The following is a 14201-nucleotide window of genomic DNA, read 5'->3' as shown; positions in this document are numbered from 1 at the left end:
CTACGGTCCCGTCTCGACGGGCTCGTCCGTCCGCTCGACGCCCTCGATATCGAGGACCAGGTCGGGGCCGAACGCGCCCGCCGGCGTCCGGAAGCCGGTCGGCGCGTCGCCGGCGACGACGCGCTCGGCGATCTCGACCGCGGCGAGTCTCGTCAGCCGGTAGGTCTCGGGAGCGACGAGCCGGGAGACCGCCCGCTCGCCGTCGTCGGTCTCGACCTGCTCGCGGCCCTGCCGCTCGCTTCGAGGCGCGTCCAGTCGTCGCGCCTCGCCCCACACGTAGCTCTCGCCCTCGCGGCGCACGCGCTCGTCGGGGCCGTCGACGCGGGCGTCGATCAGCGATTCGAGCAGCGACTGGACCGGGCCGGAACCGGCGAGCGGACCGACGATCCCGGCGACGCGAGCCGCGCGCGGCGCCCACGAGGGGACGGCGGTGTAGACCGCGACGTCGCCGATCCCGGTGGTGTGGTACGCCGTCGACACGTCGCCCCAGGGGACCGCCATCGCGGTCCGCTCGCCCCGGCCGAAGTCGATCCGGCGGGTGTCTCCGCCAATGGGTGCCGATTCGATGCGCCCGTCGCGCCGGACGGCGCCGCCGCCGCCGAGCCCGCGGACGGCCGTCTTCGCGGTGCCCGGTGAGATCCCGCCCGACGCCTCGAACCCGAGCGCGAGCCGGTCGGCCTCGGGGAGTCGCTCTGCGAGGTGGGCCGCCAGGCAGTCCGTCGGGACCACGTCGAAACCGACGCCGGGGAGGACCGTGATCCCCGCCTTCTCGGCCCGCTCGTCCTCGGCGGCGAGGCGCTCGAACACCTCGATCTCCCCGGTGATATCGAGGTAGTGCGTGCCGGTCCGCAGACACCCCTCGACCACCGGTTCGGCCGTCCGGGCGAACGGACCCGCGCAGTTGAGGACGGCTTCGACCTCCTCCAGCGCCAGGTCGAGCAGTCGCGGCTCGTCGAGCGCGAACACGCGCTCCTCGCAGCCCTGCCGGATCGCCTGGTTCTCGACGGCGTCGCGGTCGCGACCGGCGACGACCACGTCGAGCCCGCGGTCGGTCGCCTCGTCGACGACGAGTCGCCCGGTGTAGCCGTACGAACCGTAGACGAGCAGGTCGGCCATGACTGCGGGTTCGCCGGAGGGAGGGTTAAGGGTGGGGGTCGACCGCGCGGCCGGTCACCGCCCGGTCCCCCCGTTCGGGGCGGGCGAACGTTCGACCGTTCACACGTTTTAGGCCTGCCTAAGAATCGAAGCCATTATCAGTCTTTAGGCGAGCCTAATTCGCATGGCAGACGACGACAGCGGTCACGAAGCACCGACGCGGCGGGAGTACGTGAAATACGGCGGCGCGGTCATCGGCGGTGGCCTGTTCGCGGGGTGTCCGAGTGACGCCCGCGGATCGGCGTCAACTTCGAACGACACGGAGGCTGAGACGGCGGCGGCCACCGGGACTGCGACGACCACCGAGACGCCGGCGACCACCGAGACGGACGCGCCCGACGACGGCTCGTATTCGGTGACGATGGCGCCGATGGGAACGGTGACGTTCGAGGCCGTTCCGCGGGACGTGTTGGCGAGTTCGACGGTCGAAATCGATATCGCGGCGGCTCTCGGCCACGGCGCTGCGGTGAAATCGACGTCGCGTCCGTCGTCGTCCGTCCCCTCGCTGGAGTTCTACTACTCCGCGCTGGACACCTCGAACGACTGGATCGACTTCCGGGAGGCGGGCAATTTCAGCAAGGAGACGCTGTACGAACTGGACAGTGACGTCCACTTCCTCGATCCGGCGTACGTCAGTTCGCTCGACGGGTGGAGCGGATCCGACATCGACGAGGTCGCGGGGACCGTCGGACCGTTCTTCGGTAACATGTACAGTCGAAAACACCGCCGACCGCCCGAGTCCTGGCGCGATTCGTATCGGTACTACACGCTGTGGGAGCTCACCGAGAAGTACGCCGCGGTGTTGCGGGAACGGGACCGATTCGAGCGACTGCACGAGGTCAAAGAGGGGCTCCTGCGCCACGTGCGATCGAAGCTCCCGTCGCCGGACGACCGGCCCACGGTCGGGATGGTGTACCCCCGGCTCTCGGAGGACGCGTTCTACGTCCACAAGCTCAACCAGCCGGGGTACTTCTTCGCGCACACTCGCCCGCTGGACGCCGTCGACGTCTTCGCGGACATCGAGACGGGCGAGTACGGCGGCAAGCTCGTCGACTACGAGGCGATGCTCGATGCGGACCCGGACGTCGTCATCATGAACCACGGGATCTCGTCGTACTACGACGTCGCCGACGCGAAAGCGTCCATCCGCGACCACGGCGTGGGATCGGAACTGGCGGCCGTCCGGAACGACCGCCTCTACGCGTCCGGCAACCCGCGGCAGGGCCCGCTGATGAACCTCTTCCAGCTAGAGATGACCGCCAAGCAGTTCTATCCGGAGCGGTTCGGCGAGTGGCCGGGCTACGTCGACGGTGAAGCCTATCCCGACATCCCCGCCGAGGAACGGCTGTTCGACCGCGGGGTGGTCGCGGACATCGTCGACGGGGAGTTCTGAGCGGGACCGGCCCGGATCGCACCCGCTACGCGAACGACCGAGCCCGTCGCCGGCCGGGACCGGACCTATTTCCCCGGGCGACCGCAACCTCGAAGCGATGGGCCACCACACCTTCCCCGCCGCGGACGCCGACCGACTGGAGGACGCCGCGCGCCGCTATCGCAGCTGCTCGGCGGAAGAACTGCTCTGGGCGTTCGACCCCGCTCCCGACGACGCGGTCGTCGACGTGGGCAGCGGTACGGGCTTTTTCACCGACGACGTGGCACCGCACGCCGGCACGGTCTACGCCCTCGATGTGCAGGCGGCGATGCACGACCGCTACCGCGAGAAGGGCGTCCCCGAGAACGTCGAACTCGTCACGAGCGGCGCCGACGAGTTGCCGTTCGACGACGACGCGCTGGACGGCGCGTTCGCGACGATGACCTACCACGAACTCCCCGCCGAAACCGTCGACGAACTCGCTCGCGTCCTGCGACCGGGCGGGCGGGTCGCGGTCGTCGACTGGACCGCCGAGGGGCCGGGCGAGCGCGGGCCGCCGGCCGACGAGCGCTACGACGCCGACCACGCCGCCGCGGCGTTCGAGGCGGCCGGCTTCTCCGTGGCGTTTCGAGCGACTCGCTCGGAGACGTTCCTGTTCGTCGCGACGCTCGACGGGGACTGACCGAACGGGTCAGACGGGTCAGTCCAGCTCCTCGCGGACCTCGGCTTTGACCTCGTCGGCGTACTGGTCGGCCAGTCGGGTGGGTTCGGGGAGCTTGTAGCCCGCCGCACAGGCCAGCACCGCGTCGGCGGCGGTGTCGGCGCCGACGCGGTGGCCGGGGCTGACGATCAGGGGATTCACGTATCGATCCGAGTTCTCGAACTGTCGGGTCTGGACGGCGTCGCCGATCCGGGTCCCGGGCTCGGCGGTCGCCACGTCCCCGTCGGCCTCGATGGCGACGCGTGCGCCCTGGGGGAGTTTCCGGTCGAGCGACTCCCGTGGGGCGCCACAGAGCAGGCTCTTGGCGACGCCCACCGTCGGCAGGTCGAGCGTGACGCCGACGTGAGTCGCGATGCCGGCCTCCCGGAAGTGGATGCGGCCGCTGCCGTCGACGAGGGCGAGATCGGGATCGCGAGAGAGCGCGTCGAACGCCGAGAGGATCGCGGTCCCCTCCCGGAAGCTCAGCAGGCCCGGGATGTAGGGGATCTCGACGGGTTCGACGGCGTAGACGCGCTCGATCACTTCGCCGCCGCGCAGGAGGACGACAGCGCTGACGGCGTGGTCGTCGACGAACGCCTGGTCGACGCCAGCGACCAGCGGCGGGGCCTCGGCCGGCACTCCGCTGTCGGTCGCGGTCGCCGCGTCCCCGCTGTCGGTCGCGTCGGCGAGGCTGGTCTGTGCGTCGTCGGTCGCGGGCTCGCTGGCCCCGCCGCTCCCACCGCAGACTCGTGCGGGGTCGACGGGGAGGTCGTCCTCGAAGACGGCGGTCTCGGCGATCCCGCGCTGGAGCGCTTCCATGTCCTCGTGGGAGAGCGAGGCGTCGGGGACGAACTCGGGGCGGACGACCTCCATCAGCGGACCTCCATCAGAACGGGCCGCGACCGCCGGGGCCGCCCGGGCCACCGGGGCCGCCCGGACCGCGACCGCCGGCGCCGAACTGCAACTGGTCGGGGACGCGACGGCGACCCTTGACGTGTTGACCGTACAACAGGCCGATCCCGAGCCCGAGGAGGTGGGCGAGCTGTGCGGTGCCGCCGGCGCCGATGCCGGTCGAGAGGATCAGGAAGGCGGTGTAGCCGGTGTAGCCGACGGTCAGCAGCCACAGCGGCACCGGGAGCAGGAAGTACAGGTACACCGTGAGGTTGGGGTTGAGGACGGTGAGCACGGCCATGATGGCCAGGCCCGCGCCGCTGGCGCCGATGACGCCGGCGACACCGGGGCCCGGCGCCGGGATCCCGCCGTACTGGTAGATCTGGAAGCCGACCTGGCCGAGGCCGGCGAGCGCCCCGCTGGCGAGGAAGAGGACGGTGAAATCGCGCGAGCCGACGTAGTCCTCGACCAGACGGCCGAAGAAGAATATCACGATGCTGTTGATGGCGATGTGCCCGAAGCCGCCGTGGGCGAAGATGGAGGTGAACCAGGTCCAGACGTACTCGGGGTGGGCCGGCGAGAGCACGAAGATGGGCTCGACCAGGCCGGGCGCGACCACCTGGGTCACCAGCTGCAGGAAGAAGGTGATCCACATGAGCCCGAGGAAGGCGTAGGTCATGTTGCCGCGGAAGTAGCCCAGCGGGCCGCCGGGGCCGGTGTCGATCCCGAGGCGGTCGCTCAGGCCACCGCCGCCGGAGTCGTCGGCGACGCTGTCGTCGAAGCCGCTCTCGAAGACGCCGCCGGGGTCGTCCCAGCTGTCCAACCCCGGACAGCCGTGGTTCTCCGGGAGCCGATGTTCCGCACAGAACGTGCCGCCGCAGTGGCGACACTGGTACGGCATGTTCTCCTGCTTGCCGCACTCGTCGCACCTCGACATTACCCGGTCTTGGAAGGGTACGGGCAAAGGGATTGTGTTTGGATCACCCTACTGGCGGCCAGACCCCGCTTCGCCCTCGCGACGCTGCCGATCGGGCCGGCCCGGCCAGCCGGGCGCGCGGCGCCGTGACGAACCTGTTCGTCCCTCTGGGGCCGCCCGCCCCGCGCGGACAGCCCGTAGAACGCCTGAAAACCGGTGACCGTTGGCCGGCACCCACGCACTTACATAGGACCACTGCGTCAGATCACGGCGTGAACGAGACGAGCACCGAGCCGCGGGTCCTCATCGTCGACGACGAGGCGGAGGTCGCCGACGTGTACGCGCTGCGCCTCCGCGACGAGTACGACACGGAGACGGCGTACGGTGGAGAGGAGGCGCTCGAAGCGGTCGACGAGGCCGTCGACGTGGTCCTGCTCGACCGCCGGATGCCCCAGGTGTCGGGCGACGACGTGCTGTCGACGATCCGCGAGCGCGGACTCGACACGCGGGTCATCATGATCACTGCGGTCGACCCGGACTTCGACATCGTCGACATGCCGTTCGACGACTACCTCTGCAAGCCCGTCCAGAAAGCGGACCTGGTCGCCGCCATCGAACAGCAGCTCACCGCCAGCCGCTACGACGACCGACTCACCGAGTATCTGGAGATCACCTCCAAGATCGCCCTCCTGGAGGCCGAGAAGACCGAGGCCGAACTCGACGACAGCGACGAGGTCGCCCGGCTGCGCGACCGCGCCGCGTCGATCCAGACCGAGATGGACGAGGCGCTCGCCGAGTTCGACGACTTCCAGGCCGCGTTCAACGAGATCAGCCGCCACGCCGAGTGAGCGGCCGTTCAACAGACGTTGGCGGTGACGAACACGTCGTTGCGGCGGGTGATCTCGACGCCGACGCCGACCTCGTCGGCGTTCGGGTAGGTCAGCCGCGGCGGGTAGGTCGAGGTGTTCCACCACGACTCGACGACCGCGCGGGCCACGGCGCTCTCGTCGCCGTTGAACTGACGGCTCCCGTTGACCCGATGGTCCGGGTCACCGGCGACCGTCCGCCCGACGGCTTCGAAGGCGTTGTCGTCGGCGGTCCGGAGCGTGTTACCGTCCGGCGACGACCACTTGCAGCGGTCGTAGAGCTGGTGGTCGCGGTAGCGCTCGGCGCTGGTCACGCCGTCGATCCTGTGGATCGCTTCGCCCTGATCGGCCATCTGGACGCTGTGGCCCCTGGCCATCTCGGTGAGGCGGTCGACCCCCTGGCCCTCGACTGTCAGCGGGTCGAGCCCCTCGCTCGCCCGCCGGTCGTTGATGTACTCGCCGACCAGGCGTTCGATCTCCCGTTCGTCGAACGCGTCGGCCGGCAGGTCCGTCAGCGCCGGCGTCGCGGTCGGCGTGGGTGTCGGCGTCGGCGTCGGTGTGAGCGTCGGGTACGGCGTCGGCGTCGTAGTCGATGTCCCGGTCGTCGCGGCCGCCGTCCCCGCCGCCGTCCCCGTCGTCGTCGGCGCCAGCGTCGGCAAGTCGGTCGCGTCGACCGCCGTCGCCGTCGACGGGTCCCCCGTCACCGGCGCGTTCGGCTGGCTCAAGGCGGCACCGACGAGTACCGCGACGACGACCAGCGCGACCGCGCCGCCCCCCGCGACCAGCAGCGTCGGTTTGTTCACGTTCACGTCCACCATAGTCGGGAGTCTGTACGGCCGCCAATAACTGTTGTGTCCACGGGACGAACGAGAACGGCCGGCGCTCGGGAGTGTCCCCGCGACGCTCGACTCGGCGTCCGGGTCGCCTCAGTCGTCGGCCGAGGCCGGCCGGTCGAGCGCCCGTCGCACCCCGAGCGCGACCGTCTCCGGCGTCGCTCGCGCGGCGGCGTCGACCGTCGCTGAGTCGCGCTCGGCGCCTCGTCCCGTACCGGGGCCGGGCGACCGGTCGCGCCCGCGGTCGTCCGCGGTCCCGCCGCCGAGTTCGGCCGCCGCACTCGCGGCGTCGTCGGCCGCGACGCGGACGACCGGCTCCTGGTCGCGGACGAGCGCCCGGAGCGAGGGGGCGAGCGGGTCGACGACGACGACCGCGTCGGCCGCCGCCAGGCAGTCGCGAGCGGCCGCCTCGGGTTCGCCGTCGAGCCCGCCGAACGCGGGCGCGGTCACGACCTCCGCGGCGAGTTCCCGGGCCGTCTCGGCGGCCACGTCCCCGTCGGGGAGCGCGCCGACGGTCACCGTCGCGCCCGCGGCCACCAGTGTCGAGACGACCCGGGCGGCGGCCGTGCCGGTGCCGACGACGTGGACCCGCAGGTCCAGTTCGCCGGGCGCCGGCAGGGGCGTCACGGCCGGCGTCCCGGTCACCGGGTTCGGGAGGACGGCGGCGTCGGTGTCGAAGGCGGTCCCGACGGTCTCGGCGGTCAGCACCTCGGCGGGCGGGCCGACCGCGAGCAGTTCGCCGTCGGCGAGGACGGCCAGCCGGTCGCAGAAGCGAGCCGCGAGGTCCAGGTCGTGGATCGCCGCCAGCGCCGCCTTCCCCTCGGCGTCGACCAGGTCGGCGACGAGTTCGAGCGTCCGGACCTGGTGGTTCACGTCGAGGCTGGCCGTCGGCTCGTCGAGGACGAGCGCCGGCGTCTCCTGAGCGAGCGCGCGGGCGAGCACGACCCGCTGGCGCTCGCCGCCGCTGAGCGAGGCGACCGACCGGTCGCGGAAGCGCTCGGTCTCGGTCCGTTCGAGCGCGCGGTCGACCGCCGCCGCGGCGTCGGGGTCGCCGCCGAACCGTCGGTGGTACGGCGTCCGGCCCATCTCGACGATATCCTCGACCGAAAAGTCGAACGCGACCGTCGTGTCCTGGGGCACCGTCGCGACCAGGCGGCTCGCCGCCCGCGAGGACAGGTCCGCGACCCGCTCCCCGCCGACGCGGACGCGCCCCGAACCGGGTTCGAGGACGCCGTTGATCGCCCCCAACAGCGTCGTCTTCCCGGCGCCGTTCGGCCCGACGAGGCCGACGAACTCCCCCGACTCCACCGACAGCGACACCTCGGCGAGGACCGACAGGTCACCGTAAGACAGCGACAGGTCCTCGACCTCGATCAGGGGGCCGGCGGCGGTCGCCGTCGGGTCGGCACCGGTCGCCCCGTTCCCGGTCGCCGCCGTACCGTCCGTCGGGCGGTCCTCGTCGTCGCCGACGAGTCCGCCGAGCGCGTCCAGAGCGTCGGTCGCGAGGTCGGGTGTCACAGCGAATGCACCTCCCGGGTGCGGAGGAGATAGAGAAAGAAGGGCGCGCCCAGGGCGGCGGTGACGATGCCGACGGGGACCTCGACGCCCCCCGAGCGGGCGACGGTGTCGGTCGCGACGAGGAAGGCGCCGCCGGCGACGGCGCTCGTCGGCAGCAAGATCCGGTGGTCGGGGCCGACGAGCAGCCGCATCACGTGGGGGACGACGAGGCCGACGAACCCGATCGAGCCGGCGACGGCGACGGCCGCCGCGGTGACGACGCTGGAGACCGCCAGCAAGATTCGTTTGGTGCGCTCGACCTCGATGCCGAGCGTGTGGGCGTCTGCTTCGCCGAGCAGGAGGACGTTCAGATCGCGACCGTAGGCCAGCAGGACGCCGAAGCAGACCGCCGCGACGGGGACGGTGACGGCCACGTCCGTCCAGACGGCGTTGCGGAGCAGCCCGCCCATCAGCCAGTACAGCGCCTGTTCGAGGCTCTCGCCGGCCCGAAGGAGCAGGTAGGAGACGACCGCACCGAGCAAGGTCTGGATCGCGACGCCCGCCAGCAGCAGCGTCGCGGTGGGCGTTCGCCCGCCCTCGGTGGCGATCAGGTAGACGGCGAACGCGCTGACGACGGCGCCGACGAACGCGGCCGTCTGGAGGGCGTACGGTCCCGAGAAGGAGAGGGCGATGGTCGCGACGGCGCCGACGGCGGCGCCCGAGGAGACGCCGATGATGGAGGGGTCGGCCATCGGGTTGCGGAAGAACCCCTGCATCACGGTGCCGGCGGCGGCCAGGGCGAAGCCGACCGTCGCCGCCAGCGCGATCCGTGGCAAGCGGATCCGCCGGACGATCGTCTCGCTCGTCGCGTCGACCGGGAACGAGAACAGGTAGGTGTAGGAGAGGTCCGGGACCGGCACGGTCGCCGAGGCGCCGAACAGCGCGACGGTCCCGCTGCCGACGGAGACGCCCGTCGGGACGCCGACGGCGTTGAGCGCCGCTCTCGCGACCGTCGACAGGGGGACGCTGACCGGGCCGACCGTGGCGCTGACGAGCGCGACGGCCACCAGCAGGCCGGTCAGTCCCGTCGACCACCCCACGGTCCGCGTCCGGACTGCCATGCTGACATCAAGTCTGGTTGCAGTAGGTAAATATTTATTGCAAAGGGGCACAGCCACAGACGCCATGAGAGACGCGACGGCAGTCGTCGGTGCCGCGCTGGTCGTGCTGGCGGCGGTGGGCGCGGTGCCCGCCGCGGCCGGCGCCGGCGCGGCGACGGGTTCATCGGGTGCGAGTGCGGCGAGCGCGGACGCGGGTACGCTCGCGGACACCCACTGCACGTACGAGATGACCGTCACCGACGCGACGGGAACGGAGGTAACGATCGACGAGGACCCCGACCGGCTCGCCGCGCTGGCTCCCAGTGCGGCCCAGATCCTCTGGAGCATCGGCGCGGACGACGAGACGGTCGCGATGCCCCAGGACTACTACCTCGACTATCTGAACGACACGGAGGGCAAGACCGACGTGGTCAACGACGACGGTTCGGTCGTCACCGAAGCGGTCGTCGGCGCCCAGCCCGACCTGGTGCTCGCGCCGAACGTCGTCCCCAACGAGACCGTCCAGGCCCTGCGCAACAGCGGTCTGACGGTCTACAAGTTCGAGGCGGCGTCGAACCTCGAAGACGTGGCCGCCAAGATCGAGCTGTACGGCCGGCTGACCGGTAACTACGACGCCGCGGGACAGACGAGCGCCGAGATGCGGGGCCAGGTGCAGGCGATCCGCGACGCCGTGGGCGACGAGAACAACCCACGCGTGTTCTTCCACCTCGGCGGCGGCTGGACCGCCGCCGAGGACACGTTCGTCGGCCAGATCGTCGCCGCGGCGGGCGGGGACAACATCGCCGCCGGCGAGATCAACACCAGCAACAACTACGGCACGCTCAGCAACGAGATAATCACCCAGAAGGACCCCGAGTGGATCGTCCAGAACGGCCAGTTCGGGTCGGTCCCGAAGACCCCGACGTTCAACGAGACGACCGCGGTTCGGGAGGGGAACGTCGTCCGGGTGAACCGGAACTTCATGACCCAGAACGGGCCGAAGAACGTCGAGGCGCTGAAGACCATCGCCCAGGCGCTCCACCCCGAGGCCTACGAGGCGGTCGACTTCTCGGCGGTCGAGACGCCCCAGCCAGCGACGTGTTCGACGCCGACGCCGACCGCGACGCCCACGCCCGGCGGAACCGAGGACGTGACGCCGACCGCGACGGCCGGGATGGACGCCGACGGGACCGTGACGGCGACGATGATGGACGCCGACGGGACCGCGACGCCGACCGCCGAGTCCGAGGACGGCGCGGCTTCGCCCGTCGGGACGACCACCAGCGGCGACGGCCCCGGCTTCGGCCCGATGACCGCGCTCGTCGCACTGCTCGCGGGCGCGCTCGTCGCTCGACACCGTCGGTAAGAACGCGACCGAACTGCGATTTTTTCGACCGGAGCGCGCGAGTACCGCGACGAATCACGAGTGACCGCGACCGCAGACAGCGTGAAAGCCTCCGGCCGCTTTCATTCCCGCCCGCACAGACTGCCCGCCCAGCCGAACCGGGTGGGAACGAAAGGGGCGACGCGTTCGCCGAACCCCGGCGACGTAAGCACCGCAGGGCGAAGCCCGAGGAGCGCAACGAGCCGCGGGAGGTGAACGCGTCGGGGCTTTCACGCCGTTCGCGGTTGCAGGATCGTCGCGGTTCGCGGTTGCAGGATCGTCGCGGTTCGCGGTTGCAGGATCGACGCCGTTCGCGGTGGCTGGACCCCGTTCGTTGCGGCCTGTTGCACCACGTCCGAATCCACGCCGAGCGATCGAACCCGTACGTTCCATCGCGGCGACCGGAAAGACCCTTACGTAGCCGGGTGCTCACCGTCGGGTATGGTCGAGAACGTCATCTGGCCGGCGGCGCTCGACGCCTCCTGCACGCGCAGCGAGGGGCGTCGGGTGGCGTCGGACCTCGCGGTCCCGGAGCCGACGGTCGACGAGATCGCACAGGCCGTCCAGCAGGTGGGCTACGACGCCGTCATCGAGCGCGAGAAGACGTATCCTCGGGAGTACGAACCCCGCGGACGCGTCCTCGTCAAGGACGCCGACGACGCGAGCAAGACCGACCTGCTGGGGGCCGTCGCCGCCTACCTCGGCGTCATCCGGGAGTGACCGCGGTGGAGGGATCGCGGTGAAACGCGTCGGCGAGGTCGTCCGGATCGCCCAGCACCTCGCGGTCGTCCGCGCGCCCGACGCCGACCACGTCGACATCGGCACGCCCGTCGTCGACGAGGACCTCGACGATCTGGGTCGGGTCGTCGACGTGTTCGGTCCGGTCGAGCGGCCCTATCTGGCCGTCACGACCGACGACGAGGTGCATCTGCCGGCGCTGGTCGGGTCGGCGCTGTACGCCCGCTGAACGGTCCGTCCCGCGTGGCGGTCCGCCGGGAGTCGCGACGACCGATCGCGCCCGTTCGAGCGCCGCGCTCCCCTGCGTCTGACGCCACACGGCTTACACGGCTCCGGGCCCAACGCCGGGGCGGATGCGACCCTTCCCGAACGGGCGTAGCGTCGGCGTCACGGAAGCGCTCCACGGGCTGGCGGAGTGGCCCGCGATACTGCTGTTCGGGCTGGTCACCCAGCTCGGCGACGGCTGGTTCCTGTTCGTCCTCGGCGGCGCGCTGTTCGTCGCCGGCGAGGAGTTCCCCGTCCTGGGTATCGATCGCCGTCGCGCGCTGTTCGTCTTCGGCCTCGCGCTCACCTACGTGGCGGTCATCGGCGCGCTCAAGGGTTTCTTCGGGCTCGGTCGGCCGCCGGGGGCGATGGAGCCACTGGACCTGGCCTGGGTCCCGGCAGCGCTGGCGCCGCTGCTGGAGAGCGCCACGACGGCCGACGGCCCCGGGTTCCCGAGCGGCCACGCGCTCGGGACGACGATGGTCTGGGGCGGGCTGGCGCTGGTCGTCGACTGGGGGACCGCCCGCCAGCGGGCCGTCGGCGTCGCCGGAGTTATCGGGCTCGTCTCGCTCTCGCGGCTCGTCCTGGGCGTCCACTACCTCGTCGACGTCGTCGTCGGGAGCGCGGTCGGCGTGGTCCTGCTCGGCGCGCTCTACCGGTTTTCGGAGTCGGGGACCGACCCCAGTCGCGTCCTCGGGGTCGCGGTCGGGGTGGGCGTCCTCGGACTGTTCAACGGGCTCACGTTCGACAGCGTGGCGGCGATCGGCGGCGCTCTCGGCGGCTGGGTCGTCTGGCGGGCGGTCGCCGACTCGACCCCGGCCCGTCCGACGAACCGCGGCGAGGTCCTCGCGGGGTTCGCCGTCCTCGCGGGTGCTGGGCTCCTGTTCGCCGCGCTCGAAGCGTTCGAGCCGTCGCTGGCGCTCGTGTTCGCCGGGGCCGCGGTCGCCGTCGGCGGTGCCGTCGGTGCGCCGCTGCTGGGCGAGCGCGCGGTGTGAGCGCAACGTAACCCTCAAACGCGTCGTGGCCGAGGTATCGGCATGGACCAGCGGTCGCGCGCGTACGTCGCTTCGGGGGCCATCGTCGGCATCTTCCTGCTCGTCCAGCTCGGGGCGCTCGCGCTGGTCGGCCCGTTCCAGTCGGCGGGCTACCAGGCCACCGCCGACCCCCAGGACCCGACGAACAGCCTCGTCTACGTCGCCTTCATCCTCGTGATGACCGGGGTGATGCTGGCGATCATCCGCTTCGACGTGGACTGGCTGCTCCGGCTCCTGCTCGTCGGGACCGGCGCGTACATCGGTCTGTTCGTCCTCCGGGTGCTCGTCCCGCCCGTCCTGACGGTCCCCGTCGGTGGATTCTCGCTCAACGCGATCGCCTGGGGCGGGGGACTGCTCCTCGGCGTCGCGCTGTGGGTCCACCCCGAGTGGTACGTCATCGACGCCGCGGGGATCGTGATGGGCGCCGGGGCGGCGGGTCTGTTCGGCATCAGCTTCGGTGTCCTCCCGGCGCTCGTCCTCCTGGTCGTCCTCGCCGTCTACGACGCCATCAGCGTCTACGGCACCGAGCACATGCTGACGCTGGCCTCCGGCGTGATGGAACTCAAGGTCCCGATCGTCCTCGTCGTCCCGCTGTCGCTGTCGTACTCCTACCTCGACTCCGGGACGCCCGCCGCTGTCGGCGACGAGGGCGACGCCGAGCGACGGTCGGTCGACGGCGACGAGGGCGGCGCGGACACGGCGGCCGCTGCCAACGGCGGCGCCGCCGACCGCTCCGAGACGGACGCGGACGCCGAGGACGCCGACCTCGAACTCGACCGCGAGGCGCTGTTCATCGGCCTCGGCGACGCCGTCATCCCGACGGTGCTGGTCGCGAGCGCGGCTTTCTTCGCGCCGGATGGCGTTCCGACGGTCGACCTGCTGGGGATCCCCGCGACCGTCCCGGCGCTGACCGCGATGGTCGGGACGACCGCCGGGCTGGTCGTCCTGCTGTGGATGGTCCTCAAAGGTCGCGCCCACGCCGGGCTCCCCCTGCTCAACGGCGGGACCATCGCCGGCTACCTCCTCGGCGCCGTCGCCAGCGGGCTCTCGCTCGCCCAGGCGACCGGGATCGCCCCGTATCTGTAGGCCTGCCCGCCGGACCCCGTCGGTCGGTTTCGACGGTCGAAACGGATCGATCCTCCCGGTCTCTGCGACAGCTGAATACGAATATACAGAATATTAGGGAGTTCGGTGACGTATGCACACAACGCTTTAGGGGGTGTGAGACCCCGCGACAGACACGATGAGCAAGAGCGAACTATCGACTGCGAGCGGTCCGGAGCGCTCGGCCGCGCCGCGACTCAGTTTCCGTGCCGGGAGCGACCGCGGCTGTCCCCACTGCGGCGACGTGGCGCTGGCGTTCGACCCGAGTGCGGACCGCGCCCGCTGTCGGAGTTGCGGCGAAGCGGCCTGACAGAGGGACACAGCACGACTATCGGCGGTCGGCCCCC

At 71.3% G+C, this 14201-nt stretch carries 15 protein-coding genes; 9 read left to right on the top strand and 6 right to left on the bottom strand.

All coding sequences use genetic code 11. The annotated features are described in order from the left end of the window. A complete protein-coding gene (locus tag HZS55_RS00890) occupies nucleotides 1-1116 on the bottom strand; it encodes a saccharopine dehydrogenase family protein (RefSeq protein WP_179909893.1) in 1116 nt (371 codons plus the stop codon). A 163-nt stretch (nucleotides 1117-1279) separates the two neighbouring features. Here HZS55_RS00890 and HZS55_RS00885 point away from each other — a divergent pair, with 163 nt between their 5' ends. Both HZS55_RS00885 and HZS55_RS00880 read left to right on the top strand, forming a co-directional pair. Further along, the gene (locus tag HZS55_RS00885) at nucleotides 1280-2548 is read left to right on the top strand and encodes an ABC transporter substrate-binding protein (RefSeq protein WP_179909892.1); all 1269 of its coding nucleotides are present in this window, start codon (nucleotides 1280-1282) and stop codon (nucleotides 2546-2548) included. A 97-nt stretch (nucleotides 2549-2645) separates the two neighbouring features. After that, the gene (locus HZS55_RS00880; protein WP_179909891.1) at nucleotides 2646-3209 is read left to right on the top strand and encodes a class I SAM-dependent methyltransferase; all 564 of its coding nucleotides are present in this window, start codon (nucleotides 2646-2648) and stop codon (nucleotides 3207-3209) included. Nucleotides 3210-3227: 18 nt separating this feature from the next. Here the strand turns inward: HZS55_RS00880 and HZS55_RS00875 are convergent, their stop codons facing one another. Then, on the bottom strand, nucleotides 3228-4100 hold the full coding sequence (locus tag HZS55_RS00875; RefSeq protein ID WP_179909890.1) for an endonuclease V: 873 nt from the start codon (nucleotides 4098-4100) through the stop codon (nucleotides 3228-3230). 13 nt (nucleotides 4101-4113) lie between these two features. Beyond that, nucleotides 4114-5055: a rhomboid family intramembrane serine protease gene (locus HZS55_RS00870; protein ID WP_179909889.1), complete on the bottom strand. Its 942-nt coding sequence runs from the start codon at nucleotides 5053-5055 to the stop codon at nucleotides 4114-4116. 251 nt (nucleotides 5056-5306) lie between these two features. Here HZS55_RS00870 and HZS55_RS00865 point away from each other — a divergent pair, with 251 nt between their 5' ends. Further along, nucleotides 5307-5882: a response regulator gene (locus HZS55_RS00865; protein WP_179909888.1), complete on the top strand. Its 576-nt coding sequence runs from the start codon at nucleotides 5307-5309 to the stop codon at nucleotides 5880-5882. A gap of 8 nt (nucleotides 5883-5890) precedes the next feature. Here the strand turns inward: HZS55_RS00865 and HZS55_RS00860 are convergent, their stop codons facing one another. From HZS55_RS00860 to btuC, 3 genes are all read right to left on the bottom strand, one after another. Beyond that, nucleotides 5891-6718 (bottom strand): CAP domain-containing protein, encoded by an 828-nt coding sequence (locus HZS55_RS00860; RefSeq protein WP_179909887.1) that lies wholly within the window; start codon nucleotides 6716-6718, stop codon nucleotides 5891-5893. A gap of 108 nt (nucleotides 6719-6826) precedes the next feature. Next, a complete protein-coding gene (locus HZS55_RS00855; RefSeq protein WP_179909886.1) occupies nucleotides 6827-8251 on the bottom strand; it encodes an ATP-binding cassette domain-containing protein in 1425 nt (474 codons plus the stop codon). Then, nucleotides 8248-9351, bottom strand: a complete 1104-nt coding sequence (gene btuC / locus HZS55_RS00850; protein WP_179909885.1) for a vitamin B12 ABC transporter permease BtuC — start codon at nucleotides 9349-9351, stop codon at nucleotides 8248-8250. The genes HZS55_RS00855 and btuC overlap by 4 nt, the downstream gene beginning before the upstream one ends. Before the next feature lie 64 nt (nucleotides 9352-9415). On the opposite strand from btuC, the gene HZS55_RS00845 reads away from it, so the two are divergent. The 6 genes from HZS55_RS00845 (at nucleotide 9416) to HZS55_RS00820 (ending at nucleotide 14164) form a co-directional block, all read left to right on the top strand. Then, the gene (locus HZS55_RS00845; protein WP_179909884.1) at nucleotides 9416-10696 is read left to right on the top strand and encodes an ABC transporter substrate-binding protein; all 1281 of its coding nucleotides are present in this window, start codon (nucleotides 9416-9418) and stop codon (nucleotides 10694-10696) included. Nucleotides 10697-11155: 459 nt separating this feature from the next. Then, nucleotides 11156-11434 carry a signal recognition particle subunit SRP19 gene (gene srp19, locus HZS55_RS00840; protein ID WP_179909883.1) on the top strand — a complete coding sequence of 93 codons (279 nt, stop codon included), beginning with the start codon at nucleotides 11156-11158 and terminating at the stop codon, nucleotides 11432-11434. A 19-nt stretch (nucleotides 11435-11453) separates the two neighbouring features. Continuing rightward, nucleotides 11454-11681 (top strand): H/ACA ribonucleoprotein complex subunit GAR1, encoded by a 228-nt coding sequence (locus HZS55_RS00835; protein WP_179909882.1) that lies wholly within the window; start codon nucleotides 11454-11456, stop codon nucleotides 11679-11681. A 124-nt stretch (nucleotides 11682-11805) separates the two neighbouring features. Next, nucleotides 11806-12711: a phosphatase PAP2 family protein gene (locus tag HZS55_RS00830; protein WP_179909881.1), complete on the top strand. Its 906-nt coding sequence runs from the start codon at nucleotides 11806-11808 to the stop codon at nucleotides 12709-12711. A gap of 42 nt (nucleotides 12712-12753) precedes the next feature. Further along, nucleotides 12754-13836 carry a presenilin family intramembrane aspartyl protease PSH gene (locus HZS55_RS00825; protein ID WP_179909880.1) on the top strand — a complete coding sequence of 361 codons (1083 nt, stop codon included), beginning with the start codon at nucleotides 12754-12756 and terminating at the stop codon, nucleotides 13834-13836. 157 nt (nucleotides 13837-13993) lie between these two features. Next, nucleotides 13994-14164 (top strand): hypothetical protein, encoded by a 171-nt coding sequence (locus tag HZS55_RS00820; protein ID WP_179909879.1) that lies wholly within the window; start codon nucleotides 13994-13996, stop codon nucleotides 14162-14164. The last annotated feature ends 37 nt before the right edge of the window (nucleotides 14165-14201 follow it).

Source organism: Halosimplex rubrum, from assembly GCF_013415885.1.
Lineage (GTDB): Archaea > Halobacteriota > Halobacteria > Halobacteriales > Haloarculaceae > Halosimplex > Halosimplex rubrum.
The sequence above is the reverse complement of the archived record's forward strand: the minus strand, read 5'-3'. Positions and strand labels throughout refer to the sequence as shown.